Genomic DNA, 24,728 nt, shown 5'->3' with positions numbered 1-24,728 from the left:
CGTGAAGTCTACGTGGGAGCGGCGGTGATCAGATCAGGCCGTCCAGGGGTACGGAGGGGTCCGCGAGGGCCTCCGGGTCCACCGGCGTCCGGGCGCGGATGAGGTTCTGAATCGGCTCTGTGACGTCCCACACGTTCACGTTCATCCCGGCGAGGACGCGCCCGTCCTTGAGCCAGAAGGCGATGAACTCGCGCTTGCCGGTGTCGCCGCGGACCACGACCTGGTCGTACGAGCCGGGGGGCGCCCAGCCCGAGTACTCCATGCCCAGGTCGTACTGGTCGGTGAAGAAGTACGGCACCCGGTCGTACGAGACGTGCTTGCCGAGCATGGCGCGGGCGGCGGCGGGGCCGCCGTTGAGGGCGTTGGCCCAGTGCTCGACGCGGAGCCGGGTGTGGAGGAGCGGGTGGTGGGCGGCGGCCACGTCGCCGGCGGCGAAGACGTCCGGGTCGGAGGTGCGCAGGGACTCGTCGACGGCGATGCCGCCGCCGTCGGCCCGGTCGACGAGGGCGAGCCCGGAGTTCTCGGCGAGGGCGGTGCGCGGGGCGGCGCCGATCGCGGCGAGGACGGCGTGCGCCGGGTGCTCCTCGCCGTCGTCGGTGCGGACGGCGAGGACGAGGCCGTCCTGTCCGACGATCTCGGTGAGCCGGGCGCCGAAGTGGAAGCGGACGCCGTGGTCGCTGTGGAGGTCGGCGAAGAGCTGGCCGAGCTCGGGGCCGAGGACCCGGTACAGCGGGGTGGGGTCGGCCTCGACGACGGTGACCTCGGCGCCGTAGCCGCGGGCGGCGGCGGCGACCTCCAGGCCGATCCAGCCGCCGCCGGCGATGACCAGGTGCCCGTTGTCCCGGCCGAGGCCGGCGAGGACCTGGCGGAGCCGGTCGGCGTGGGCGAGCCGGCGCAGGTGGTGGACGCCGGTGAGGTCGGTGCCGGGGACGTCGAGGCGGCGCGGCTCGGAGCCGGTGGCCAGGAGCAGCTTGTCGTAGCGGATGACGGTGCCGTCGCCGAGGCGGACCGTGCGGGCCTCGCGGTCGATCGCGGTGACGGCCTGCCCGAGGTGCAGCTCGACGTCGTTCGCCGCGTACCAGGCGGGCTCGTGGACGAGGGTGCTGTCGCGCTCCTTGTCCCCGGTGAGGTAGCCCTTGGAGAGGGGTGGGCGCTCGTAGGGGTGGTCGCGTTCGTCTCCGATGAGGATCACCCGGCCGTTGAACCCCTCGGCGCGCAGGGTCTCCGCCGCCTTGGCCCCTGCCAGGCCCCCGCCGACGATGACAAAGGTCTGATCTGCGTCGACCACGTCGTTTCCTCCTCGTTGCGACCGGTTCCAACCTACGCCCCCGGACGTTCGTCCGGCCGTACCGCCCCGGGGCCGCATGCGAGCGTCCCGCACGGAGGGGAGCGGCGGAAGAGGGCCCGGGGGCGGGGGTCCTAAACGCGCGGGTGGTGGAAGCGGGCGTGGAGGGCGCGGGCGGAGGCGTCGGTGAGGGAGGCGATCTGGTCGACGACCACGCGCTTGCGGGCCCGGTCGTCGGGCGCCGCGTCGTAGGCGGCGCGGAACTGCGGTTCGAGTCCGTCGGGGGCGCGGGCGACGAGTGCCTCGGCGAGTTCGGCGACGACGATCCGCTGGTCGGCGCGGAGGGCCTCCTGCTCGGCGCGCTGCATCACGTAGCGGACGGCGACGGCCTTGAGGACGGCGCACTCGTTGCGGGTCTCGCGGGGGACGACGAGCTCGGCGCCGTAGCGGGTGAGGCGGCCGGAACCGTACGCCTGCCGGGTGGCGCCCTCGGCGGCGAGGCAGAAGCGGCCGATGAGCTGGCTGGTGGCGTCCTTGAGGCGGGCCTGCGCGACGGCCGAGCCGTCGTAGCCGTGCGGCCACCACTCCTGGTCGATGAGCCGGTCCAGGGCCTCGGCCAGCTCCTGCGGGTCGGTGTCCTCGGGTACGTAGCGGCCGATGGCGACCTGCCAGATGTCGGCGCGCTCGGGCTCGGCGAGGAGGAGGTTGGGGTCGATGTGCCCGGCGTGCAGGCCGTCCTCGAAGTCGTGGACCGAGTAGGCCACGTCGTCGGACCAGTCCATGACATGGGCCTCGAAGCACTTGCGGTGGGCGGGGGCGCCCCGCCGGATCCACTCGAAGACGGGCAGGTCGTCCTCGTACACGCCGAACTTGGGCGAGCCGGGGTCCTGGGGGTGGCCGCCGCGTTCCCAGGGGTACTTGGTGGCGGCGTCGAGGGCGGCGCGGGTGAGGTTGAGGCCGACGCTGACGAGTTCGCCGCCGGCGTCCTTGACGAAGCGCTTGGGCTCGATGCGGGTGAGGAGGCGGAGGGACTGGGCGTTGCCCTCGAAGCCTCCGCAGTCCTTGGCGACGTCGTTGAGGGCCTGTTCGCCGTTGTGCCCGAAGGGCGGGTGGCCCATGTCGTGGGAGAGGCAGGCGGCTTCGACGAGGTCGGGGTCGCAGCCGAGGGCGGCGCCGAGCTCGCGGCCGACCTGGGCGCACTCCAGGGAGTGGGTGAGCCGGGTGCGGGGGCTGGCGTCCCAGGCGTGGCTCCTGGTGCCGGGGGTGACGACCTGGGTCTTGCCGGCGAGGCGGCGGAGCGCGGCGGAGTGCAGCACGCGGGCCCGGTCGCGCTGGAAGGCGGTGCGGCCCGGCTGCTTGTCGGGCTCGGGGTCCCAGCGCTCGGTCGCGGCGGGGTCGTATCCGGGGGTGCCGGTGCTGTCCTTGGTGTCCTTGATGCCTTCCATGCCCCGAAGGTAACCGGAAGGACCTGAGAAGCGCTCAGACGGCGGTGAGTTCCCGCGCGTGGACGGCGGCGGTACGGGCGGCGAGCGCGCGGTCGTGGCGGTGGAGGACCAGGCGGGCGAGGGCCGGGTGGTCGCCGAGCGGCGCGGCGGCGATCCAGGGGGCGTGGGCGGCGGTGCGGGCGGCGAAGAGGCCGGGGGCGGTGAAGCAGGAGGCGACCGCGATCCGGTGGCGGCCCCGGGCGGCGAGGGCGGCGACGGCCTCGGGGACGGTGGGCGCGGCGGCGGAGGCGTAGGCGGGGACGACGGGGACGCCGAGGCGCTCGCCGAGGAGGGCGGCGATGCGGCGGGTCTCGGCGCCGGACCGGGGGTCGCGGGAGCCGGCGGCGGCGAGGACGACGCCGGTGGTGCGCCGGTCGCGCTCCCCCGGGGTCCAGCCCGCTTCGGCGAGGCGGCCGGCGAGGGCCTCGGCGAGGAGGGGGTGGGCGCCCAGCGGCGCGGCGACGCGGGCCCGGAGGCCGGGTGCGGCGGCGACGGCGGCGGGCAGGTCGTGGGTGACGTGGTGGCCGGGGGCGAAGAGGAGGGGGACGAGGACCGCCTCCCGGCCCTCGGCGGCGAGGCCGGCGAGGGTCTCGTCGAGGAGGGGGGCGTTCAGCTCGATGTGGGCGAGGCGGACGTCGAGTCCGGGGCGGAGTTCGCGGACGCGGTCGAGGAGCCGGAGCAGGGTGGCGCGGGCGCGCGGGTCGCGGCTGCCGTGGCCGACGGCGACGAGGGTCGCCGGACGGCGGGCGGCGCGGTGGGGCGCGGGGGCGGTGCGGTGGTGCATGGCGGGTGTACCTCCTCGTGGGGCTTCCCCTGCGGGCGGCCGTACGGACGCACCCGGCCGGATTCCTCCGGCGGGCGGCCGCGGGGCGGGGTCGCCGTGCCCGGCGTGACCGGCGGGCCGGTGCCCGGCGTCGTCGGCGGGCGGGCGCCGTACGGACGCACCTCGCCGAGCCGGTTCCCGAGTTGCTCGGTGATCCTGATGAGCAGTTCGGCGGCGTTGTCGAACGTGCTGTCCGGCTCCGTCATGGACCGATCCTGCGGGTCCCGCGTTGCCTGCCCGTTGCGCGGGGGTCACGGCTGTTTTCCACGACCTCACGGCCGCCGCGCGCGTCCTGTCAGGACGGTTCCGGATGCCACGCGTACCGGACGTCCGGCTCGCGCTCCTCGTTGCGCGAGCCGTCGGTGTGCTCGGCGGCGACGAAGCCGTGCCGCTCGTAGAAGCGCCGCGCCGGGGCGTTGACCTGGAACGTCCAGAGCTCCAGGCCGGCCGGGCGGCGCCGCTTGGCCAGGTCCACGAGCCGGTCGCCGACGCCCCGGCCGCGCCACGGCGGGTCGACGTAGAGCTGGTCCAGGTCTCCGCCGTCGAGGACCATCACGGCGACGGGCGCGTCCCCGGCCGTCGCCACCCAGGTCTCCCGGTGGGGGACGAGCACCTCCCGGAACCAGTGTCTGACCTCGTCGTCGGTGTGCGCCCGGCGCACGTCCGGGAGCGCCGCCGCGTAGGAGCGCAGCCAGACCTCGGCCGCCTCGGCGGCGTCGGGGCCGACCGCGCGGCGGACGACGAGGTCGTCGGTCTTCATCGTGTTCACGGTCCGGATCGTACGGACCCCGGGCGCCTCTCCTCCCCTCTTTTTTCCTTCCGAATCACGGAATATCTTTTCCACCATGAGAATGTCCCCCGCGTCGCTCCCCCGGCGCGCCGCCGCCGAGTTCATCGGCACCGCCGCCCTCGTCGCCGTCGTCGTCGGCTCCGGCATCCGCGCCGACTCCCTCAGCCAGGACACCGGCGTCCGGCTGCTCGCCAACGCCTCCGCCTCCGCACTCGGCCTCGGGCTGCTCATCGCCCTCATCGGCCCGCTCTCCGGGGCCCACTTCAACCCCGTCGTGACGCTCTCCGAGTGGTGGTCCCGGCGCCCCGAGCGCGGAGGGCGCGAGGCCCTCGCCTACATCGGCGCCCAGCTCGCGGGGGCGGTCTCGGGCGCCCTGCTCGCCGAGGCGATGTTCGGCCGGACGCCCGGCGCCTGGGCCACCGAGCCGCGCTCGGCCCTCCACCTGCTGCTCGGCGAGGCCGTCGCCACCGCCGGTCTCGTCGTGGTCGTGCAGGGCCTGCGCCACATCGGCCGGCCCGCCCTCGCGCCGGTCGCCGTGGCCGGCTACATCGGCGCGGCGATCTGGTTCACCTCCTCCGGATCCTTCGCCAATCCGGCGGCCACCGTGGGCCGTTCCCTCTCCGACTCCTTCACCGGGATCGCCCCCGCCTCGGTGCCCGCCTTCGCCGCCGCGCAGCTCCTCGGGATGCTGTGCGGCCTGGTCCTGGCGGGTGTGCTCTACGGAACAGACCGGGCGTCCGGCGAACCGAACCCGGCCGAGACGCGTCGGACGGGGTGACAGCACACGTGTTCCCGTCCACGTCCACTTCCACGGAGGTTCCCGCATGCCGGCTCGGTTCACCCGGTGGCTCCCCCGCAGCGTCCGGGCCCGCCGCCGCGCCGTCCAGGCCGTGATGGCGGGCGCCGTCCTCGCGCTCCTGCCCGCCACCTGGATGCACACGGCCGCCGCCGGGAAGCTCCGCACCACCGCCGACGTGCCCGCCCGGGACGTCGCCGTCGTCTTCGGCGCCGGACTGTGGAAGGGCCGCCCCACCCCGTACCTCGCGCACCGGCTCGACACCGCCGCCGAGCTGTACCGCACGGGCAAGGTGCGGGTCCTCCTCGTCACCGGCGACAACAGCCGGATCGCGTACGACGAGCCCAGCGCCATGCGCGCGTACCTCACCGGGCGCGGGGTGCCGGACGGGCGGATCGTCAGCGACTACGCGGGCTTCGACACCTGGGACTCCTGCGTCCGGGCCAGGAAGGTGTTCGGCGTCGACCGGGCCGTCCTCGTCACCCAGGACTTCCACGTCAAGCGGGCCGTCGCGCTGTGCGGCCGTGCGGGCGTCGACGCGTACGGGGTCGGGGTCGCCGAACCCCACGACCTCACCTGGTACTACGGCACCAGCCGGGAGGTCCTGGCGGCGGGCAAGGCCGCCCTCGACGCCGGCCTGCGGCCCGATCCCCGTTTCCTCGGCCCGGAGGAGAAGGGCGTCACCGAGGCGCTGGCCTCGCCCCACGGGCGGTGAACCGGGCGGACTCACCCTCCGCCGCCCGCCCGGCGGAGGGCATGGCACCGCGCCCGTAATACGCCGCGCCGTCCCGCGTAACACTCCCGTCCCACGCTTGCGGCATGTCCGACGCCACCGCCGTCCCCACCCACTGCCCCTACTGCGCCCTCCAGTGCGGGATGTCGCTGCGTCCCACCGGCGCTCCGGAGCTGCCCGCCGAGGTGGTCGAGCGGACCGACTTCCCCGTCAACCGGGGCGCCCTGTGCGGCAAGGGCCGCACCGCCCCCTCCGTACTCTCCTCCCGGGTCCGGCTCACCGAGCCCCTGGTCCGAAGCCCTGACACGGGGGCCCTGGTGCCCGCGTCCTGGGAGGAGGCACTCGCCGCCGTCGCCGACGGGCTGCGCCGGACCCGCGCCGACCACGGTCCCGATGCCGTGGGGGTCTTCGGCGGCGGCGGCCTCACCAACGAGAAGGCGTACTCCCTGGGCAAGTTCGCCCGGGTCGTCCTCGGCACCTCGCAGATCGACTACAACGGGCGCTTCTGCATGTCGTCGGCGGCCGCCGCGCACCAGCGGGCCTTCGGCCTCGACCGGGGCCTCCCCTTCCCCCTGGAGGACGTCCCCGGGACCGGCTGCGTGATCCTCGTCGGCTCCAACCTCGCCGAGACCATGCCGCCCGCCCTGCGCTACCTCACCGAGCTGAGGGAGAACGGCGGGAGGCTGATCGTCGTCGACCCGCGCCGCACCCGCACCGCCGAGCAGGCCGACCTGCACCTGGCGCCGCGCCCCGGCACCGACCTCGCGCTGGCCCTCGGCATGCTGCACCTGGTGGTGGCCGAGGGCCGGGTGGACGAGGAGTTCGTGCGGGAGCGGACCGGCGGCTGGGAGGAGGCCCGCGCCGGGGCCATGTCCCACTGGCCCGAGCAGGTCGAGCGGATCACCGGCGTGTCCGTGCCGCTGCTGCGCGAGGCCGTCGCGATGTTCTGCGACGCGCCCACCGGCATGGTCCTCACCGCGCGCGGCCCCGAGCAGCAGTCCAAGGGCACCGACACCGTCGGGGCCTGGATCAACCTGTGCCTGGCCACCGGCCGGGCCGGACGGCCGCTGAGCGGCTACGGCTGCCTCACCGGCCAGGGCAACGGCCAGGGCGGCCGCGAGCACGGCCAGAAGGCCGACCAGCTCCCCGGCTACCGCAAGCTCGACGACCCGGCCGCACGCGCGCACGTGGCCGGGGTGTGGGGCGTCGACCCGGAGTCGCTGCCGGGGCCGGGGCGGAGCGCGTACGAACTCCTGGACGCGCTCGGCGGGGACGTGCGGGCCCTGCTGCTCATGGGCTCCAACCCGGTGGTCTCCGCGCCGCGCGCCGCGCACGTCGAGGGGCGGCTGCGGTCGCTCGACTTCCTCGCCGTCGCGGACGTGGTGCTCTCCGAGACCGCCGCGCTCGCCGACGTCGTCCTGCCCGTCACCCAGTGGGCGGAGGAGACCGGCACCATGACCAACCTGGAGGGGCGCGTACTGCTCCGCCGCCGGGCCCTCGACCCGCCCGCCGGGGTGCGGAGCGATCTGGAGGTGCTGCACGGGCTCGCGGGGCTCCTCGGACACGAGAAGGGCTTCCCCGTCGACCCCGAGGAGGTCTTCGACGAGCTGCGCCGCGCCTCGGCCGGCGGGCCCGCCGACTACTCGGGCATCGACTACCGGCGCGTCGAGGAGGAGCGGGGCGTGTTCTGGCCGTGCCCCGGACCGGATCACCCGGGGACGCCCCGGCTGTTCCTGGACCGGTTCGCGACGGCCGACGGGCGGGCCCGGTTCGTGCCGGTGACGCACCGGGCGGCGGCCGAGGAGACCGACGCCGAGTACCCGGTCGTGCTGACCACGGGCCGGGTGGTGTCCCAGTACCAGTCGGGGGCGCAGACCCGGCGGGTCGACGAGCTGAACGCGGCGGCGCCCGGTCCCTTCGTGGAGCTGCACCCGAGGCTCGCGCAGCGGATCGGGGTGGCCGAGGGCGAGCGGATCACGGTGGTGTCGCGGCGCGGCCGGGCGGTGGCGCCGGCCCGGATCACCGCGTCGATCCGGCCGGACACCGTCTTCATGCCCTTCCACTGGGCGGGCGAGGGCCGGGCCAACACCCTGGTGAACCCGGCGCTCGACCCGGTCTCCCGGATGCCGGAGTTCAAGGTGTGCGCGGTGCGCCTGGAGCGCGCCTGAGGCCGTCCCGGACGTATACGGTGCGCCCGGAGCGTGCCCGAGGCCGTCCCGTCCCGGACGTGTGCGGCGCGCCCGGAGCGCGGCTACGACCGGCCGAACCAGTCGCCGCTCTCGATGACCGGGCCGAGGGGCGCGTCCGGGGCCGCCAGGAAGACCCAGGCGGAGACCCGCGCCCCGTCCCGCACCCGGACGACGTCCTTCGCCACCCGCTCGTAGCCGGCGGGCAGTTCGAGGCGGTCGAGCAGGCCGAACAGCTCGCCGTAGACGCCGGGCGCGGGCGTGAGCAGGGTGCCGACCACCCGGCCCTTCGCCGCCGGGACGACGTACGGGTAGCCGGGCCCGTCGTACAGGACCGCGCCGTCGAGCACGGCGTCGTCCTCGGTGCCGATCCGGCCGGCCAGGAACCGGTCGTGGTTGTACGCGCCCGGGCGGAGCGTCCCGTACACGAAGAACGGCAGCTCGTCGTCGGCCACCGGGCCCTCGATCGCCGGGTCCGGCGAGGTCTCCCGCTCGACCCAGCGGGCGTACCCCTCGCTCACCCGGGTGACCCGGGTGGCGAGGATCTCGGGCGTCTCGTAGTCGTGGGCGGCGACGAGGTGGGCCTCCAGGGCCGGGTAGCGGGCCTCGGTGCTCTTGAGCACCACCTCCCACTCCTCGGTGCTCTCGATCGCGCCCCGCCAGTGGTAGACGGAGGTGACGGGCCCGGCGATCTGCGCGCAGGCGGCGAGCCGGGCCTCGACGGCGCCGCGCGCCAGGGCCTCGGCCTTGGCGCGCGCGTCGGTGGTGGTGCGGACGGTGACGATCACGTCTCCACCGTACGGGCGAACTGGGCCGCGTGCAGCCGGGCGTAGGCCCCTCCGGCGGCGAGCAGCTCCTCGTGGGTGCCCTGCTCGGCGATCGCGCCGCGCTCCATCACCAGGATGGTGTCGGCGTCGCGGATCGTGGAGAGCCGGTGGGCGACGACGAAGCTGGTGCGGCCCGCGCGCAGCGAGGACATGGCCTGCTTGACGAGGAGTTCGGTGCGGGTGTCGACGGAGCTGGTGGCCTCGTCGAGGACGAGGATCACCGGGTCGGAGAGGAAGGCGCGGGCGAGGGTGACGAGCTGCTTCTCGCCGGCGCTGAGGCCGCCGCCGTCCTCGTCGAGGACGGTGTCGTAGCCGTCGGGCAGGGTGCGGACGAACCGGTCGGCGTGGGCGGCCCGCGCCGCTTCGACGATCCGCTCGCGGGAGACCTCGCCGGGGACCCCGTAGGCGATGTTCTCGGCGATGGTGCCGCCGAAGAGCCAGGTGTCCTGGAGGACCATGCCGGTGTGGGAGCGCAGCTCCTCGCGGGTCATCGCCGCCGTGTCGACGCCGTCGAGGGCGATCCGGCCGCCGGTCGGCTCGTGGAAGCGCATCAGCAGGTTGACCAGGGTGGTCTTGCCGGCGCCCGTGGGGCCGACGACGGCGACGGTCCGGCCGGGCTCGACGGTGAGGGAGAGGTCCTCGATCAGCGGCCGGCCGGGCTCGTGGCGGAAGGAGACCTTCTCGAAGGAGACCCGGCCGCGCAGCGGTTCGGGCCGCCGGGGCTCGGCCGGGTCGGGCGTCTCCTCCTCGGCGTCGAGGAGGTCGAAGACCCGCTCGGCGGAGGCCACTCCGGACTGGAGCAGGTTGGCCATGGCGGCGACCTGCGTGATGGGGCCGTTGAACTCGTACGAGTACTGGACGAAGGCCTGCACGTCGCCGACGGTGAGCGTGCCGCTCGCCACCCGCAGTCCGCCGACCACGGCGACGGCCACGTAGTTCAGGTTGCCGACGAAGGTCAGGGCGGGCTGGATGAAGCCGGAGACGAACTGGGCGCGGAAGCTCGCCCGGTACAGCTCCTCGCCCAGCTCGTCGAAGCGGCGCACGGCCTCCTCGCGCCGCCCGAAGGCGACGACCTCGGTGTGGCCGGTGACCATCTCCTCGACGTGGCCGCCGAGCCGGCCCGTGACCGCCCACTGCTTCACGAACTGCGGCTGGGCGCGCCGTCCGACGAGGGCGGCGACGGCGAGGGAGACCGGGACGGTGGCGAGGGCGACGAGGGCGAGCAGCGGGGAGATCCAGAACATCATCACGAGGACGCCGACCAGGGTGAGCAGGGCGCGCACCATCTGGCTGAAGGCCTGCTGGAGGGTCTGGGTGATGTTGTCGATGTCGTTGGTGGTGCGGGAGAGGACCTCGCCGCGCGGCTGCCGGTCGAGGTGGGAGAGGGGCAGCCGGGCCAGCTTGTGCTGGGCCCGCTCGCGCAGCCGGTGCCCGGCCCGCTGGACGACGTCGGTGGCGATCCGCTGCTGGAGCCAGATGAGGACGGACGAGCCGAGGACGACGGCGGCGGAGAGGGCGAGGACCCGGCCGACGGCGGCGAAGTCGACTCCGGCGGGGCGGGTGACGCCGGTGACGACGAGGTCGGTGGCGCGGCCGAGGAGGAGGGGCGCGAGGACGGAGAGGGCGACGCCGCCGGCGCCGGCGGCGAGGAGGGCGAGCAGGCGGGCCCGGTCGGGGGCGAGGGTGCGCAGGAGGCGGAGGCCGGAGGCGCGGAAGGAGAGGGAGCGTTCGAGGGAGGGGGTGGCGAGGCCGGGGCCGCGCTGGGGCGGGGGGCCGGTGCGGGCGGGGGCGGCGGGGTTCCGGTCCCGGGTCCCGTCGTGGTCGGGGGCCCTGTCGCGGGGTGCCGTGGTCGTGGTCACGCGGCCTCCTCCTCGGTGAGCTGGGAGAGGACGATCTCCCGGTAGGTGGGGTCGTCCCGCAGGAGGGACGCGTGGGTGCCGGTGCCGACGACCCGGCCCCGGTCGAGGACGACGATCCGGTCGGCGTGGCGGACGGTGGAGACGCGCTGGGCGACGACCACCACGGTGGAGCCGGCCGTCTCCTCGGCGAGGGCGGCCCGCAGCCGGGCGTCGGTGCCGGGGTCGAGGGCGGAGAAGGAGTCGTCGAAGAGGTAGAGCCGGGGGCGGGCGACGAGGACACGGGCGATGGCGAGCCGCTGGCGCTGGCCGCCGGAGAAGTTGGCGCCGCCCTGGGAGACGGGCGCGTCGAGGCCTTCTTCGAGCTCCCGGACGAAGTCGGCGGCCTGGGCGGTCTCCAGGGCGTGCCACAGCTCCTCGTCGGTGGCGTCGGGCCTCCCGTAGCGGAGGTTGGAGGCGATCGTGCCCGAGAAGAGGTACGGCTTCTGGGGGACGATCCCGACGGTCCTGGCCATGAGGGCGGGGTCGAGGGTGCGGACGTCGGCGCCGTCGACGAGGACCCGGCCCTCGGTGGCGTCGAAGAGGCGGGGCACGAGCCCGAGGAGGGTCGACTTGCCGCTGCCGGTGGAGCCGACGATCGCGGTGGTCTCGCCGGGCCGGGCGACGAGCCCGACGTCGTGCAGGACGGGTTCCTCCGCGCCGGGGTAGCGGAAGCCGACGCCGTCGAGTTCGAGCCGGCCGGGGCCGTGGAGCTCGCGGACGGGGTGGGCGGGCGGGACGACGGAGGAGCGGGTGTCGAGGACCTCGCGGACGCGTTCGGCGCCGGCCTCGGCGCGCGGCATGTGCATCAGGAGGAAGAGGGCCATCATCACGGACATGGCGGTCTGGAGCAGATAGCCGAGGAAGGCGACGAGCCCGCCGGGCTGGAGGGCGCCGGAGTCGATGCGGTGGGCGCCGACGTACACCAGGGCGACCGTGGTCAGCTCCCAGATCACCAGGACGACGGGGAACATGAGGGCCTGTAACCGGCCGGCCCCCAGGCCGACGGAGAACAGCTCGTCGTTGGCGGCGGCGAACCGTTCCCGCTCGTGCCGGTCACGGACGAAGGCGCGGACGACCCGGACGCCGGTGATCTGTTCGCGCAGGATCCGGCTGGTCAGGTCGACGCGGCGCTGCATGCCCCGGAAGAGGGGCCGCATGCGCAGCACGACGCTGCCGACGGCCCCGGTCATCACGGGCACGAAGAGGACCAGGACGAGGGCGAGCGGCACGTCCTGGCGCAGGGCCATGACGATGCCCCCGGCGCACAGGAGCGGGGCGGCGACCAGCATGGTCAGGACGAGGACGGTGAACGTCTGGATCTGCTGGACGTCGTTGGTGGTGCGGGTGATGAGGGAGGCGGCGCCGAAGCGGCCCCGCTCCCGGGCGGAGAAGTCCTGGACGCGGCGGAAGACCTCGGAGCGCAGGTCGCGGGCGACGCCCATGGCGATGCGGGCGCCGGTGTAGGTGGCGGCGGCCGCCGCCGCCACCTGGAGGAGGGTGACGGCGGCCATCCGGGCGCCCCCGGAGAGGACCCGTCCGGTGTCGCCGCGCAGGACGCCGTGGTCGATGACGCCGGCGTTGAGGGCGGGCAGGGCGAGGGAGGACAGGGTCTGGACGAGCTGGAGGGCGACGAGGAGGACGAGGAGGGCCCGGTACGGCCGGAGGCGGGGGAGGAGGAGCCGGAAGAGCACGGTGCCGCCTCCTCACGCGCCGTACGGGCGGACGGACTTGGCGTCCCGGAGGGCGTGGCCCCACCAGGCGAGCTGGTCGAGGAGGGCCTTGGCCGCGCCCTCGGCGCCGGCCGGGTCCCGGTGCCGCCCGTCCTCGTCGAACTGCGCGTGGGCGTGCGAGAAGGAGACGGTGTCCCGGACGGTGACGGCGTGCATCTCGGCGAAGACCTGGCGGAGCTGCTCGACGGCCCGCAGGCCGCCGGAGATCCCGCCGTAGGAGACGAAGCCGACGGGCTTGGCCTGCCATTCGGTGTAGTGGCGGTCGATCAGGTTCTTGAGGGAGGCGGGGAAGGAGTGGTTGTACTCGGGGGTGAGGACGACGAAGGCGTCGGCGGCGTCGAGGACCGGGGTGACCTTGGCGAGCTCGGCGCGGACGGCCGGGGAGGGGTCGTACGAGAGGGAGGTGGGGAGGTCGACCTCGGCGAGGTCGACGACCGCGACGGCGAAGTCCTCGCGCTCGGCGAGGCGGGAGAGGAACCAGTCGGTGACGACGGGGGCGAACCGGCCTTCGCGGTCGCTGGCGACGACGAGGGCGAGGGAGAGGGGGGCGGGAGGAGCGGAGACGGCGGCGGGGGCGGAGGAAACGGCGGGCTGCGTGGAGTTCGTGAGGTCCATGCGGATGATCGTGGTACCTCAAGTTTGGTTGAGGTCAAGCGGCGGTCCGGGGCGGGTTTCGGCGCGGACACGGGCACGCCGGCCGGCCGCCCGTCGAGGCTCACGCGGACACCTCGGCCGCCCGCCCGGCGGGAGGGGCGCGGGCGCTTCGGCCACCCGCCCGGCGAGGCTCGCCGGGGCACGCCGGTCGCCCGCCCGGCGGGAGGGGCGCGGCCGCCCCGGTCACCCGTTCGGCACGGGTCGTGGCCGGGCGTGTCGAAAGCGGCTCCGAGCTGCGGAAACGTCCGGGATCCAGGCGACGCGCCGTATCGAACGGCCCCATCCTGATGCCCCATCAGCAGGCGGCGGGCGCGCGGCGGCCTTTACCTCGGTCACAGAAGGTCCGGTTCCGGGAAGTCCCTCCCGGGAGGACCGTCCCGGCATGACCGCACGCGCGCTCCGGAGGACCCATCATGCGCACCACTGCCCGCCTGTTCACCGGTACCGCGCTGACGGTCGCCGCGCTCGGGGCGTTCGCCGTCCCGGCGGCGCACGCCGGTGAGGAGTGGAACGAGTCCGAGGGGCGGCACGAGACCCTAGAGGTCTACCCGTCGTCCGCCTCCCCCGGCACCACGGTCACCGTGAACACCCTCGCCTGCGGCAAGAACGGACGCGGCGTCGGCGACGCGAACTCGCTCGGCGCGGGCGACTTCCGCCTGAAGCCGAGCACCCACAAGGAGATCGTGGTCGGGCAGTTCACCGTGCCCCAGCACGCCAGGGCCGGTACGTACGGCATCAGCGTGGCCTGCGACAACGGCAAGACGGCCCGGGGCGACCTGACCGTCACGCACCGGCGTCCCAGCGGCCACGTCCAGACCGGTGTCGGGGGCAGCGTCGGCCCCGACACCGCCCAGGTCGCGGCGGGCGTGGCGGTGCTGGCCGCGACCGCCGTCGGCGGTGTCTGGCTCCTGCGCCGCCGGGCGAGCGGCGCGCGGGGGCACTGAGGCACCGCCCCTTCCTGCCCCCGCCGCACGCCCGTACGGGCCCGGCGGGGGCAGGACCACATCCCGGCACGTTCCGGCAGCGCGTCGAAGAGACGGAAGGGATCCAGGTGAGCAACAGGAGCAAGGGCTGGGGCATGGCGGTGGCCGCCTGCGTGGGTCTCTGGCTCGTCCAGAACGGTTCGGAGCACGTCACCCCGCCCGTGCCGTCCGCCGCCCAGGCCTTCGCCGCCGGGCCGAGCGTCCACACCGACGCCGCCGCCGACCCGCTGCCGCCCTCGGCGCCCGTACGGCTGCGCATCCCCGAGACCGACGTGGACACCCCGATGAGGGGGCTGGGCCTGGCGGCGGACGGCACCCTCGAAGTGCCGCCGGCCGAAAACCGGAACCTGGCCGGCTGGTACGAGGGCGGCACCACGCCCGGCGCGAAGGGGACCGCGGTCGTCGCGGGCCACGTCGACAACGCGGACGGGCCCGCCGTCTTCTACACCCTCGGCGCGCTGAAGAAGGGTCACCGGATCGAGGTGGACCGGGAGGACGGGCGCACCGCCGTGTTCACGGTCGACGCGGTCGAGGTGTACGAGAACGACGCCTTCCCGAGCGGCAAGGTGTACGACGAGGCGGACCGGGCCGAGATCCGGGTCATCACCTGCGGCGGCGGCTTCTCCGAGAAGAACGGCTACCAGGGGAACGTGGTCGCCTTCGGGCACCTCATCGGGGTCAGGTAGCCCGGCCCCGGCGGCTCACCCCCACTGGTCGAAGGCGAGCTTCGCGACCAGGGAGAGGACCACCACGAGCAGCACGCCCCGGACGAACTCGGCGCCCTTGCTCAGCGCCATCCGGGCGCCGACCGTCCCGCCGACCAGGTTGAAGACCGCCATGACGGCGGCGAGCTGCCAGTACACGGTGCCCTGGTAGGCGAACATCGCGAGGGCGCCCGCGTTGGTGCAGACGTTGACGATCTTGGCGGTGGCGGAGGCGGTCACCAGGTCGAGGTGGAGGACGGCGGTCAGGGCGAGGACCAGGAAGGTGCCGGTGCCCGGCCCGAACAGGCCGTCGTAGAAGCCGATCCCGCCGCCGACGACCACGATCGCGGTCACGATCCTGGCCCGGGTCAGCGGCGCCCGCTCCTCCCCCTCGGTCCGCGCGCCGAAGGAGGGCCGGAGCATCACGAAGGCCGCCACGCCGAGCAGCACCACCATGATCACCGGACGCAGCACGTCGCTGCTGATCCCGGCGGCGAAGAAGGCGCCGGTCATGGAGCCGGCGAGGGCCGCGAGCCCGATCCGCACCGCCGTACCGACCCGGACGGGCGCCTTGCGGACGTAGGTGACGGCGGCGCCGGTGGTGCCGACGATCGCGACGGCCTTGTTCGTGCCGAGGATCTGCGCGGCCGGGGCGTGCGGGAGGCCGAGGAGCAGGGCGGGCAGCAGGAGCAGCCCGCCGCCGCCCACCACGGCGTCGATCCAGCCCGCCACGAGCGCGGCGAGACACAGCAGGACGAGCGTGGTCAGCGATATCTCGGGCATGGACGTGAGCCTAGGGACGGGATCGTTGGCCCGTCCATCAATCGCGGGAGAGTTGAGCTACGTCTGAGCTTGCCGCGCCCGGCCCGCGGTCGGGCGGGGGCGGGGCGGCCGGGGTGACGGCGGCGGTGAGCAGGGTCGCGGCGAGCGCCCCGGCGCCGAGGAGACCGGCGGCGAGGCGCCGCCGGGCCCACTCGCCCGGGAGGCGCCGGGCTCCGTGCCGGGGGCCGGGACCGGGGCCGAAGTCGGGACCAGGGCCGGGGATGGGACCGGGTCCGGGACCGGAGTTGGAGCCGACTCCAGGGCCGAGGGTGGGGCCGGGTCCAGGGCCGAGGGTGGGGCCGGGTCCAAGGCCGGGGCCAAGGCCAAGGCCAGGGCTGGGGTTGGGGCCGGGTCTAGGCACGGTCGAAGTCCTCGCTGTGGATGCGGGAGGCCGGAACTCCGGCCCGGATCAGGGAGGCGGTCGCGGCGCGGGCCATCGCGGGCGGGCCGCACAGGTACACGTCGTGGGCGGCGAGGTCGGGCACGAGGTTGCGCAGGGCCCGGGGCGCGAGGGGGTCGAAGGAGCCGTCCGAGGGGCCGAGGAGGAAGTGGAGGGCGGCCCGCCGCTCGCGGGCGATGGCCTCCAGCTCCTCGCGCAGGACGACGGCGGAGGCGCCCGAGGCGCGGTAGAGGAGGGTCACGTCGCCGGGCCCGCCGGGCAGGGTCTCGAAGAGGGCCCGCAGCGGGGTGATGCCGACCCCGCCCGCGAGCAGCAGCACCTTGCGGCGGGTGCGGCGGTGGGCGGTGAGCGCGCCGAAGGGCCCGGAGGCGAGGACCCGGGTGCCGGGGCGGAGCCGCCGGACGCGGCGGGTGTGGTCGCCGAGCGCCTTGACGGTGATCCGCAGGGTGTCGTCGCGGACGGGCGCGGAGAGCGAGAAGGGCAGGGCGGTGGCCCAGAGGCCGCGCCGCAGGAAGCGCCAGCGGAAGAACTGGCCGGGCTCGGCGCACAGCCGGTCCACTCCCCTGCCCCGGATCAGGACCGAGACGACCCCGGGGCCCTCGTCGCGGACCTCGGCGACCCGCAGGCCGTGGCGGAGGGCGGCGCGGGCGGGGACGACGATCCGGTACCAGAGGAGGAGGACGGCGACGGTGGCGTGCGCCATGGACCAGAGCCAGCGGGTGAGGAGGCCGCCGGCGACGTCGGGGCCCGCGAGCTGGTGGACGAAGCCGAGCGCGGCGGCGAGCAGCGCGCCGAGGTGGACGGCCCGCCAGGTCTCGTGCCGGAGCCTGCGCCGTACGGAACGGGCGGAGGTGATCCCGACGGCGGCGAGCAGGGCGGCGCCCGCGGTGGCGGCGGCGATCGCCCCGTACGAGAGGAGGTCCCCGGCGGCGGTGACCAGGTCGGCGTGGGTGTGGGCGGCGTGGCCGCAGAGGGCGAGGACGGCGTGGGCGGCGATCAGGCCGAGGACGTACCGGCCGCCGAGGGCGTGCCGGCGGGCGAGCCGGTCGGCGCCGACGCCGTGCTCGACGGCCGGGATCCGGGCCATGAGCAGCAGCAGGACGAGGACGCCGTATCCGGCGAGGAGTCCGGTGAGGTGCGCGCCGGACGCGAAGAGGACGTCGAGCCGGGCGGAGGGCCGGGCCTGGAGTCCCCAGAGGAGGCCGACGGCCCCGGCACCGGCGACGATCCCGGCCCGCAGCCGCTCGGGGGCGAGCCGGAGGGCGGGGACGGGCGGGGCCGGAGGACGCCGGCGGCGGGGCCCGGCGGTCTGCGGCACGGCGAGGGGTACGTAGAGGGGGTGGCTGGCCTCGGTGGTCACGTCCGGCACCCTAGGGGCGCCCGTATACGGGAATCCGCAGCTCAGCCGCGTCTCCCCGATCCTTAAGGCGGCCTTGAGGCGAGGCTGACCACGCGTTAACCCCGACGCCGGTCCGGCGGCCCCTCACAGCGGACGGCGCCGGGAGCGGAGATCAGCGTTCCGTACGGGAAACAGATGGGATGCCGCCGGGTAACACCGGCCGCGCACGCTTCCGGTCATGAGTACACGGATCGTGGTGGTCGGGGGCGGAACGGCGGGCGCCCGGCTCGCCCGGCGCCTGCCCGTCACCCTCCTCGGGGAGGAGCCGCACGCACCGTACAACAGGGTGCTGCTCGCCGACGTCCTCGCCGGGCGGTACGCCCCCGAGGTGATCGCGCTGCCCGGGACCCTCGGGCCGGCCCGGCTCGGGACGCGGGCGGTGCGGATCGACCGGGCGGCGCGGACGGTGGAGTGCGCGGACGGCTCGCTCGTCGGCTACGACCGCCTGGTCCTGGCGACGGGCTCCAACCCGGTGCTGCCGCCGCTGCGCGGACTGCGCGGAACGGCCCTTCCGGCGGGCGTCCACCCCTTCCGCACGCTCGACGACTGCCTGGCGCTGCGCGCGGCGGTACGGCCGGGCGTGCGGGCCGTGGTCGTCGGCGGCGGGCTCCTCGGGGTGTCGGCGGCGCGGGCGCTCGCGGCGCTCGGCGCGGACGTGGTCCTCGCGCAGCAGGGCGAGCGCCTGATGGAGCGCCAGCTCGACGCCCACGCGTCGGCGCTGCTCCGGGAGCACGTCGAGTCCCTCGGGGTCGAGGTGCACACCGAGTGCCGGGTGGGCGGTCTGCGGCAGCGGGACGGGGCGGTCACGGCGGTCGAACTCGCCGACGGCTTCGTGCTGGACGCCGGGGTCGTGGTCCTGGCCTGCGGGGTGCGGCCCCGGGTGGCCCTGGCCCGGGAGGCGGGGCTCGACGTCGCCACCGGGATCGTGGTCGACGACGAGCTGCGGACCTCCGACCCGGCCGTCCACGCGGTGGGCGACTGCGCGGAGCACGCGGGCCGGGTGTACGGGCTCGCGGGCCCGGCGCTCGAACAGGCGGACGCGCTGGCGGAGGTGCTGGCGAGGGAGACCGGGACCGAGGCCTCCGACGCGTCCGCGCCCACGGCCGCCTACACCGGCACCCGCGCCCTCACCCGGCTCACCCTCACCGGCCCGCGCCCGCTCGACCTGGCCGCCTTCGGCGAGGTCACCGCGCGGCCGGGCGACGACACCGTCCAGCTCACCGACCCCACCCGCGGCGCGTACCGCAAGGTCGTCGTCCGGGGCGACCGGCTCGTCGGGGGCGTCCTCCTCGGCGACCTGGCCGCGGTCGGCGCGCTCGCCCGGGCCTGGGAGGGCGACGAAGCCCTCCCGGAGGCCCCCCTGCTCCACCTGCTCACCCACGACGGAGGCTCCTGACATGAGCGCTGACGCTGACACCACCGCGCACACCCCGACGATCGTCCTGGTCGGCCACGGAATGGTCGGCCAGCGGTTCCTGGAGGCGCTCGCCGACCGGGGCCTCACCGGGCGGGCCCGGATCGTGGTCCTCTGCGAGGAGCCGCGCCCGGCCTACGACCGCGTCCAGCTCACCTCGTACTTCTCCGGGAGGACCCCCGACGACCTGTCGATGGTCGGGGCGGGGTTCATGGAGGAGCACGGCATCGAGCTGTACGTGGGCGACGCGGCCGCGTCGGTGGACCGGGAGGCCCGGACGGTCACCGCCCGTTCGGGGCGGGTCTTCGCGTACGACACGCTCGTCCTGGCCACCGGCTCGTACCCCTTCGTCCCGCCGGTGCCCGGCAAGGACGCCCGGGGCTGCTTCGTCTACCGCACGATCGAGGACCTGCTCGCGATCGAGGAGTACGCGAAGACGGCGACGACCGGTGCGGTGGTCGGCGGCGGTCTGCTCGGCCTGGAGGCGGCGGGCGCGCTCAAGGGCCTCGGCCTGGAGACGCACGTGGTGGAGTTCGCGCCGCGCCTGATGCCGGTGCAGGTGGACGAGGGCGGCGGCGCGGCCCTGCTGCGCACGATCGAGCGGATGGGCCTGGGCGTCCACACCGGGACGGGCACGCAGGAGGTCGTGACGGCGGACGGCGCCGTGACGGGCATGAGGCTGTCGGACGGCTCCGAACTGGCCGTGGACATGGTCGTGTTCTCGGCGGGCGTGCGGCCCCGGGACCAGCTCGCCCGGGACTGCGGGCTCGCCGTGGGCGAGCGCGGCGGCATCGCGGTCGACGAGCTGTGCCGGACCTCGGACCCGGCGGTCTTCGCGATCGGCGAGTGCGCGCTCGCGGTCGACGGGCGGGTCTACGGCCTGGTGGCGCCGGGCTACGAGATGGCGCAGACGGTGGCGGCGGTCCTCTCGGAAGGAACGGAGGAGGCCGGCGGCGGCTTCACGGGCGCCGACATGTCGACCAAGCTGAAGCTGCTCGGCGTGGACGTGGCGTCGTTCGGCGACGCGCACGGCACGGCGGAGGGCTGCCTCGACGTCGTGTACTCCGACTCCCGCTCGGGCGTCTACAAGAAGCTGGTGGTGGACGGCGAGGGCGTGCTGCTCGGCGGCGTCCTGGTCGGCGACGCCGACTCGTACGGGCTGCTGAGGCCGCTGACCGGCACGGTCCCGCCCGTCTCGCCCGAGCAGCTGGTGCTTCCGGCGGGCGCGGGCGCGCCGGTGGCGCTCGGCCCGTCGGCGCTTCCGGACGACGCGGTGATCTGCTCCTGCCACAACGTCACGAAGCACGCGATCGGCCAGTGCTCCTCGCTCGCCGAGGTGAAGAAGTGCACCAAGGCCGGCACGGGCTGCGGCAGTTGCGTGAAGGTGATCGAGAAGCTGTTGCCGGCCGCCGTCGACAAGGGGCTCTGCGGCTGCTTCTCGTACGGCAGGAGCGAGCTGTACGAGATCGCCCGCACCCTGCGCGTGACCTCGTTCGCCGCGCTGCTCGACTCGCACGGGCGGCCGGAGGCGCGGGGCGGCGAGGGCTGCGAGGTCTGCAAGCCGACCGTGGGCTCGATCCTGGCCTCGCTCAACAACGGGTACATCCTGGACGGCGAGCAGGCCTCCCTCCAGGACACCAACGACCACTTCCTCGCCAACATGCAGCGCAACGGCTCCTACTCGGTCGTGCCGCGCATCCCCGGCGGCGAGATCACCCCGGACAAGCTGATCGTGATCGGCGAGGTGGCCCGCGACTACGGCCTCTACACGAAGATCACGGGCGGCCAGCGGATCGACCTCTTCGGCGCGCGGGTGGACCAGCTCCCGGCGATCTGGACCCGGCTGGTCGACGCGGGCTTCGAGTCGGGGCACGCGTACGGCAAGTCGCTGCGGACCGTGAAGTCCTGCGTCGGGCAGACCTGGTGCCGGTACGGCGTGCAGGACTCGGTGAAGATGGCGATCCAGCTGGAGCTGCGCTACCGGGGCCTGCGCTCGCCGCACAAGCTGAAGTCGGCGGTCTCGGGCTGCGCCCGCGAGTGCGCCGAGGCGCAGTCGAAGGACTTCGGGATCATCGCGACGGCCAACGGCTGGAACCTGTACGTCGGCGGGAACGGCGGCGCGACCCCGCGCCACGCGGACCTGCTCGCCCAGGACCTGTCGGACGCCGAACTGGTCCGGCTGATCGACCGGTTCCTGATGTTCTACATCCGGACGGCGGACCGCCTGGAGCGGACGTCGACCTGGCTGGAGCGCCTGGAGGGCGGGCTCGACCACCTCAAGGACGTGGTGGTGCACGACTCGCTCGGACTCTGCGACGAGCTGGAGGCGCTGATGGCGGCGCACGTGGACGCGTACCAGGACGAGTGGGCGCAGACCCTCGACGACCCGGAGCGGCTGCGGCGCTTCGTCTCCTTCGTGAACGCCCCGGACTCGCCGGACCCCTCGGTCCGGTTCGTGCCGGAGCGCGACCAGATCAAGCCGGACCTCACGTTCCTCACCCTGGAAGGGGTTGCCTCCCGATGACGACGCTCGAACTGTCCCTCTCCCCCGAGTCCTGGATGGCCGTCTGCGAGGAGGCCCGGCTGACCCCGGGCCGCGGCGTGGCGGCGCTGCTGCCGGACGGCCGGCAGGTGGCGGTCTTCCGGGACCGGCGGGGCCGGACGTACGCGATCGACAACCGCGACCCGTTCACGGGGGCGCAGGTGCTGTCCCGGGGCCTCCTCGGCTCGGCGGACGGGCGCCCGTTCGTGGCCTCGCCGCTCCTGAAGCAGCGGTTCGACCTGGAGACGGGCCGCTGCCTGGACGACGAGGAGATCGCGGTGGCGGTGTATCCGGTGCGGGCGGTCCAGCTCGATCCGGCGCTCTCCTAAGCTACTTGACCGATCGTTCCAGATGAATCTAGGGTCCTGTCGTGGCCAGGACCAAGGAATTCGATCCGGACGCCGCGCTCCGGGCAGCCCTCGAACTGTTCTGGGCGCGCGGCTACGAGGCGACGACGATGGCGGACCTCGTGGAGCACCTCGGGGTGGGCCGCGCCAGCCTCTACGCGACCTTCGGGAACAAGCACGAGCTGTATCTGAAGGCGCTGGACCGGTATACGGAGACCAACGATCCGCGGCTCGTCGAGGAGCTGTCCGCGCCGGGCCCCGCCCTGCCGGCCGTCCGGGCCCTCGTCCGCCGCTTCGCCGCCGAGGCGGCGGCCGACGGGGAGCGCCTGACCGGCTGCTTCGTCACCAACTCGGCGGCGGAGCTGGGGCCGCACGACACGGCGGTGGCCCGCCGGGTCGAGCTGAGCTGGGAGCAGCTGGAGACGCTGCTCCACGCGGCGCTCGCGCGGGCCCGCGCCGGGGGCGAGCTCCCGGCCGGCCGCGATCCGCGCGCGCTGGCCCGGATGCTCCTGGTCCTGCTCCAGGGCGTCCGGGTGGTCGGCAAGGCGTCGAGCGACCCGGCCAGGGTGCGGGACGCGGCGGAACAGGCGCTGACCCTGCTGGACTGAACGATCCGGGGACGGGTACCCGCGGGGGTGCCCTTTCTTCGGCCCCGATATTGGAACGTACGGTCAAAAATAAAAGGAGACATTCCATGACCGCCGCACGCTTCACCGACCGCGTCGTCCTCGTCACCGGAGCCGGTTCCGGTCTCGGCCGGGCCGTCGCGCTCGCCTTCGCCGCCGAGGGCGCGAAGGTCGTCGCCGCCGGGCGCACGGCCGAGACCCTGGAGGAGACGGCGGCCCTGATCGGGGCCGCCGGGGGCACGGCCGCGGCGGTCACCGCCGACGTGACCGACGCCGCCTCCACACGGGAGCTGGTCCGGCGCACGGTCGAGCTCTTCGGCGGCCTGGACGTCGCCGTGAACAACGCGGGGGTGTTCCGGGGCGGCGGCCACAGCGCCGCCGACCTCCCGCTGGAGGACTGGCAGGCCCTGCTCGACGTCAACGTCACGGGGGTCCTGCACGCGCTCCAGGCCGAGGTGGCGCACATGCGGGCGCACGGCGGCGGGGCGATCGTGAACGTCTCGTCCAACCTGGGCGCGCACGTCCGGATCCCCGGCGTCTTCGGCTACCAGGTCTCCAAGGCGGCCGTGTCGGCGCTCACCCGGGCCGCGGCCCTGGACCACGTCGGCGACGGGATCCGGATCAACGCGGTCAGTCCGGGGGCGTCGGAGTCCACGATGTCGCTGCGGCCCGGCGAGACCGGGGCCGAGCGGGAGGTCCGGATGAAGGAGGAGTCGCCGCTCGGCCGGATCTCGTCCGCCGCGGAGGTGGCGGCGGCGGTCCTCTACCTCGCCTCGGACGCGGCCGGCTCCGCCGTCGGCACCGACCTGGTGATCGACGGCGGGGTCGCGGCCTGAGTCTCCGTCCGCCGGACCGGCCCCGGGCGGCGGCCGGTCCATCCGTCCGGGATCAGCCCTGGGCGGCGGGGTCCATCCAGAAGACCTCCCAGTGGTGGCCGTCCAGGTCGGTGAAGGAGCGCCCGTACATGAAGCCCATGTCCATGGGCTCCTTCGCCGGCGTGCCACCGGCGGCGAGGGCCGCGTCGGCCAGCTCGTCCGCCTTCTCGCGGCTCTCGGCGCTCAGCGTGACGAGCACCTCGGTGGCCTTCGTGGCGTCGGAGATCTCCTTGCCCGGGGCGGTGAACTCCTTGAACTTCTTCTCGGTGAGCAGCATCGCGAAGATCGTGTCGCTGATGACGAGACAGGCGGCGGTGTCGTCGCTGAACTGCGGGTTGAAGGAGTAGCCGAGCTTCTCGAAGAAGGCCTTGCTGGCGTCCAGGTCCTTCACGGGCAGGTTCACGAAGATCATCTGCGGAGCCATGGCGTTCTCTCTTCCTCGGTCGTCCGGCCCGCTCGGTGCGTTCCGGCGCTTTCGAGAGGTAGGACGGGGACGCCGCCCGAAACTCATCGCCGCTCCGGAAAGATTTTCTCCGCCCGGCCCGCGGGGTCCGCCCGATCCGCCGAGGTCGGGCCGACCCGCCGAGGTCCGGCCGACCCCGCCCGATCCGCCGAGGTCCGCCCGCTCCTCCCCGATCCGCCGGGATCAGGCCGCGGTGCGCAGCCGGAGGGCCGCGAGGGGCACGAACCCGCCGCTCCCGCCTCGGGTGGACGCGTCGGGCCCGGCGAGCCGCCGCAGCATGGCCAGGGCGATCCGCTCGCCCTGCGCCTTGGCCCGCTCGGCCAGCGGCCCCTCGTGAAGGCCGTCGACGGAGGCGCGCCAGAGCTGCACCCAGCGCCCGAAGTGGGCGGCGGTGAGCGGCCGGGCGGAGTGGAGGGCAGCGTGCGGGGCGAAGGCGTCCCGCCCGTAGGAGGCGGTACGGAACAGGGCCCGCTCCCAGAAGTCGGTGATCCCCGGCAGATGCGCCTCCAGATCGGTGCCGGCGGCCTCCGTGAAGAAGGGCCCGATGAGCGGGTCGGCGAAGGCCTCGGCGTAGAAGCGGCGCAGCAGCGCGTCGAGGTCGCCGCGGTCGCTGATGTCCCGGGTGGCACGCATGCCCCCAGTCTCCCCCGGCCCGGCCGGCCGGCCCAGTGCCGAAGGTCCCTTCCGGGGGCGCGGAGGCCGGGGCCCGCGCCGGGGCTCCGCCCGGCAGCCGTCGACCGCGCCGCCCGTACCCCTGTCCGGCAGCCGCCGGCCACGGCCCCCTCCCCCACCCGACAGCCGCCGCCCACCCCCTCCCCCATACCCCCGCCCCACACCCGCCGCCTCCCCTTCACCGCTCGTTGACGTCCCGTCAATTCCCCGCTCCTAGGTTCCGGAGACGCGCGACCCCGTCGCCGACCGGTGCGGCGGGGCGATTCACCATCCTT

22 protein-coding genes are annotated in these 24,728 nt (G+C 74.8%); 10 read left to right on the top strand and 12 right to left on the bottom strand.

Translation table 11 applies throughout. The annotated features are described in order from the left end of the window. Positions 1-28: 28 nt before the first annotated feature. From ACWGSR_RS12655 to ACWGSR_RS12640, 4 genes are all read right to left on the bottom strand, one after another. The gene (locus ACWGSR_RS12655; RefSeq protein ID WP_376232642.1) at positions 29-1,288 is read right to left on the bottom strand and encodes an NAD(P)/FAD-dependent oxidoreductase; all 1,260 of its coding nucleotides are present in this window, start codon (positions 1,286-1,288) and stop codon (positions 29-31) included. 131 nt (positions 1,289-1,419) lie between these two features. Continuing rightward, positions 1,420-2,730 (bottom strand): deoxyguanosinetriphosphate triphosphohydrolase, encoded by a 1,311-nt coding sequence (locus tag ACWGSR_RS12650; protein WP_453565955.1) that lies wholly within the window; start codon positions 2,728-2,730, stop codon positions 1,420-1,422. A gap of 34 nt (positions 2,731-2,764) precedes the next feature. Continuing rightward, the gene (locus tag ACWGSR_RS12645; protein WP_453565952.1) at positions 2,765-3,553 is read right to left on the bottom strand and encodes a sirohydrochlorin chelatase; all 789 of its coding nucleotides are present in this window, start codon (positions 3,551-3,553) and stop codon (positions 2,765-2,767) included. A 334-nt stretch (positions 3,554-3,887) separates the two neighbouring features. Next, positions 3,888-4,352, bottom strand: a complete 465-nt coding sequence (locus tag ACWGSR_RS12640) for a GNAT family N-acetyltransferase (protein WP_453566186.1) — start codon at positions 4,350-4,352, stop codon at positions 3,888-3,890. A gap of 85 nt (positions 4,353-4,437) precedes the next feature. Here ACWGSR_RS12640 and ACWGSR_RS12635 point away from each other — a divergent pair, with 85 nt between their 5' ends. The 3 genes from ACWGSR_RS12635 to ACWGSR_RS12625 all read left to right on the top strand — a co-directional run bounded on the left by ACWGSR_RS12635 (position 4,438) and on the right by ACWGSR_RS12625 (position 8,079). Further along, a complete protein-coding gene (locus ACWGSR_RS12635; RefSeq protein ID WP_376232638.1) occupies positions 4,438-5,160 on the top strand; it encodes an aquaporin in 723 nt (240 codons plus the stop codon). Positions 5,161-5,206: 46 nt separating this feature from the next. Then, entirely contained in the window at positions 5,207-5,893 is a 687-nt protein-coding gene (locus ACWGSR_RS12630) for a SanA/YdcF family protein (protein ID WP_453565949.1), read from the top strand. Between the two features lie 104 nt (positions 5,894-5,997). After that, positions 5,998-8,079: a molybdopterin oxidoreductase family protein gene (locus ACWGSR_RS12625; protein WP_376232636.1), complete on the top strand. Its 2,082-nt coding sequence runs from the start codon at positions 5,998-6,000 to the stop codon at positions 8,077-8,079. An 83-nt stretch (positions 8,080-8,162) separates the two neighbouring features. Here the strand turns inward: ACWGSR_RS12625 and cutA are convergent, their stop codons facing one another. Genes cutA through ACWGSR_RS12605 form a run of 4 tightly spaced genes read right to left on the bottom strand, consistent with a single transcriptional unit; the run spans position 8,163 to position 13,167 of the window. Then, positions 8,163-8,885, bottom strand: coding sequence for a divalent cation tolerance protein CutA (gene cutA / locus ACWGSR_RS12620; protein WP_453565946.1), 723 nt, complete (start codon positions 8,883-8,885; stop codon positions 8,163-8,165). Beyond that, entirely contained in the window at positions 8,882-10,783 is a 1,902-nt protein-coding gene (locus ACWGSR_RS12615) for an ABC transporter ATP-binding protein (RefSeq protein ID WP_453565943.1), read from the bottom strand. Before ACWGSR_RS12615 ends, cutA begins: the two co-directional genes overlap by 4 nt. After that, positions 10,780-12,513, bottom strand: a complete 1,734-nt coding sequence (locus ACWGSR_RS12610; RefSeq protein ID WP_376232631.1) for an ABC transporter ATP-binding protein — start codon at positions 12,511-12,513, stop codon at positions 10,780-10,782. Before ACWGSR_RS12610 ends, ACWGSR_RS12615 begins: the two co-directional genes overlap by 4 nt. A gap of 12 nt (positions 12,514-12,525) precedes the next feature. After that, entirely contained in the window at positions 12,526-13,167 is a 642-nt protein-coding gene (locus ACWGSR_RS12605) for an NADPH-dependent FMN reductase (protein WP_453565940.1), read from the bottom strand. A 452-nt stretch (positions 13,168-13,619) separates the two neighbouring features. Between ACWGSR_RS12605 and ACWGSR_RS12600 the strand changes: the two genes are divergently transcribed. Together ACWGSR_RS12600 and ACWGSR_RS12595 are read left to right on the top strand one after the other, a co-directional pair. Next, positions 13,620-14,150, top strand: a complete 531-nt coding sequence (locus tag ACWGSR_RS12600) for a hypothetical protein (protein ID WP_376232628.1) — start codon at positions 13,620-13,622, stop codon at positions 14,148-14,150. A 107-nt stretch (positions 14,151-14,257) separates the two neighbouring features. Further along, the gene (locus tag ACWGSR_RS12595) at positions 14,258-14,875 is read left to right on the top strand and encodes a class F sortase (protein ID WP_376232626.1); all 618 of its coding nucleotides are present in this window, start codon (positions 14,258-14,260) and stop codon (positions 14,873-14,875) included. Between the two features lie 15 nt (positions 14,876-14,890). Here ACWGSR_RS12595 and ACWGSR_RS12590 read toward each other — a convergent pair whose 3' ends face one another. Both ACWGSR_RS12590 and ACWGSR_RS12585 read right to left on the bottom strand, forming a co-directional pair. Further along, entirely contained in the window at positions 14,891-15,676 is a 786-nt protein-coding gene (locus ACWGSR_RS12590; RefSeq protein ID WP_376232624.1) for a sulfite exporter TauE/SafE family protein, read from the bottom strand. A gap of 392 nt (positions 15,677-16,068) precedes the next feature. Beyond that, a complete protein-coding gene (locus ACWGSR_RS12585; protein WP_453565936.1) occupies positions 16,069-17,475 on the bottom strand; it encodes a ferredoxin reductase family protein in 1,407 nt (468 codons plus the stop codon). 217 nt (positions 17,476-17,692) lie between these two features. Here ACWGSR_RS12585 and ACWGSR_RS12580 point away from each other — a divergent pair, with 217 nt between their 5' ends. From ACWGSR_RS12580 to ACWGSR_RS12560, 5 genes are all read left to right on the top strand, one after another. After that, entirely contained in the window at positions 17,693-18,910 is a 1,218-nt protein-coding gene (locus ACWGSR_RS12580; RefSeq protein WP_453565934.1) for an NAD(P)/FAD-dependent oxidoreductase, read from the top strand. A gap of 1 nt (position 18,911) precedes the next feature. Further along, positions 18,912-21,452, top strand: a complete 2,541-nt coding sequence (gene nirB / locus ACWGSR_RS12575; RefSeq protein ID WP_376232619.1) for a nitrite reductase large subunit NirB — start codon at positions 18,912-18,914, stop codon at positions 21,450-21,452. Then, on the top strand, positions 21,449-21,799 hold the full coding sequence (gene nirD, locus ACWGSR_RS12570; protein ID WP_432087015.1) for a nitrite reductase small subunit NirD: 351 nt from the start codon (positions 21,449-21,451) through the stop codon (positions 21,797-21,799). The genes nirB and nirD overlap by 4 nt, the downstream gene beginning before the upstream one ends. 41 nt (positions 21,800-21,840) lie before the next feature. Further along, positions 21,841-22,425: a TetR/AcrR family transcriptional regulator gene (locus ACWGSR_RS12565; protein ID WP_366375823.1), complete on the top strand. Its 585-nt coding sequence runs from the start codon at positions 21,841-21,843 to the stop codon at positions 22,423-22,425. A gap of 86 nt (positions 22,426-22,511) precedes the next feature. Further along, a complete protein-coding gene (locus ACWGSR_RS12560; protein ID WP_453565929.1) occupies positions 22,512-23,279 on the top strand; it encodes an SDR family NAD(P)-dependent oxidoreductase in 768 nt (255 codons plus the stop codon). A 52-nt stretch (positions 23,280-23,331) separates the two neighbouring features. On the opposite strand, the gene ACWGSR_RS12555 is transcribed toward ACWGSR_RS12560, so the two are convergent. Together ACWGSR_RS12555 and ACWGSR_RS12550 are read right to left on the bottom strand one after the other, a co-directional pair. Then, positions 23,332-23,742 (bottom strand): VOC family protein, encoded by a 411-nt coding sequence (locus ACWGSR_RS12555; RefSeq protein WP_453565926.1) that lies wholly within the window; start codon positions 23,740-23,742, stop codon positions 23,332-23,334. Positions 23,743-23,964: 222 nt separating this feature from the next. After that, positions 23,965-24,414 carry a group III truncated hemoglobin gene (locus ACWGSR_RS12550; RefSeq protein WP_453565923.1) on the bottom strand — a complete coding sequence of 150 codons (450 nt, stop codon included), beginning with the start codon at positions 24,412-24,414 and terminating at the stop codon, positions 23,965-23,967. Positions 24,415-24,728: the final 314 nt, after the last annotated feature.

This window comes from Streptomyces sp. NPDC055632 (genome assembly GCF_053618675.1).
The sequence above is the reverse complement of the archived record's forward strand: the minus strand, read 5'-3'. Positions and strand labels throughout refer to the sequence as shown.

What these genes read in the sequence shown, in the direction of transcription:
- ACWGSR_RS12650 (WP_453565955.1), bottom strand. Translation starts at nt 2,730, where the DNA reads ATGGAAGGCATCAAGGACACCAAGGACAGCACCGGCACCCCCGGATAC.
- ACWGSR_RS12645 (WP_453565952.1), bottom strand. Translation starts at nt 3,553, where the DNA reads ATGCACCACCGCACCGCCCCCGCGCCCCACCGCGCCGCCCGCCGTCCG.
- ACWGSR_RS12640 (WP_453566186.1), bottom strand. Translation starts at nt 4,352, where the DNA reads ATGAAGACCGACGACCTCGTCGTCCGCCGCGCGGTCGGCCCCGACGCC.
- ACWGSR_RS12635 (WP_376232638.1), top strand. Translation starts at nt 4,438, where the DNA reads ATGAGAATGTCCCCCGCGTCGCTCCCCCGGCGCGCCGCCGCCGAGTTC.
- ACWGSR_RS12630 (WP_453565949.1), top strand. Translation starts at nt 5,207, where the DNA reads ATGCCGGCTCGGTTCACCCGGTGGCTCCCCCGCAGCGTCCGGGCCCGC.
- ACWGSR_RS12625 (WP_376232636.1), top strand. Translation starts at nt 5,998, where the DNA reads ATGTCCGACGCCACCGCCGTCCCCACCCACTGCCCCTACTGCGCCCTC.
- ACWGSR_RS12605 (WP_453565940.1), bottom strand. Translation starts at nt 13,167, where the DNA reads ATGGACCTCACGAACTCCACGCAGCCCGCCGTTTCCTCCGCCCCCGCC.
- ACWGSR_RS12600 (WP_376232628.1), top strand. Translation starts at nt 13,620, where the DNA reads ATGCGCACCACTGCCCGCCTGTTCACCGGTACCGCGCTGACGGTCGCC.
- ACWGSR_RS12590 (WP_376232624.1), bottom strand. Translation starts at nt 15,676, where the DNA reads ATGCCCGAGATATCGCTGACCACGCTCGTCCTGCTGTGTCTCGCCGCG.
- ACWGSR_RS12580 (WP_453565934.1), top strand. Translation starts at nt 17,693, where the DNA reads ATGAGTACACGGATCGTGGTGGTCGGGGGCGGAACGGCGGGCGCCCGG.
- nirB (WP_376232619.1), top strand. Translation starts at nt 18,912, where the DNA reads ATGAGCGCTGACGCTGACACCACCGCGCACACCCCGACGATCGTCCTG.
- nirD (WP_432087015.1), top strand. Translation starts at nt 21,449, where the DNA reads ATGACGACGCTCGAACTGTCCCTCTCCCCCGAGTCCTGGATGGCCGTC.
- ACWGSR_RS12560 (WP_453565929.1), top strand. Translation starts at nt 22,512, where the DNA reads ATGACCGCCGCACGCTTCACCGACCGCGTCGTCCTCGTCACCGGAGCC.
- ACWGSR_RS12555 (WP_453565926.1), bottom strand. Translation starts at nt 23,742, where the DNA reads ATGGCTCCGCAGATGATCTTCGTGAACCTGCCCGTGAAGGACCTGGAC.
- ACWGSR_RS12550 (WP_453565923.1), bottom strand. Translation starts at nt 24,414, where the DNA reads ATGCGTGCCACCCGGGACATCAGCGACCGCGGCGACCTCGACGCGCTG.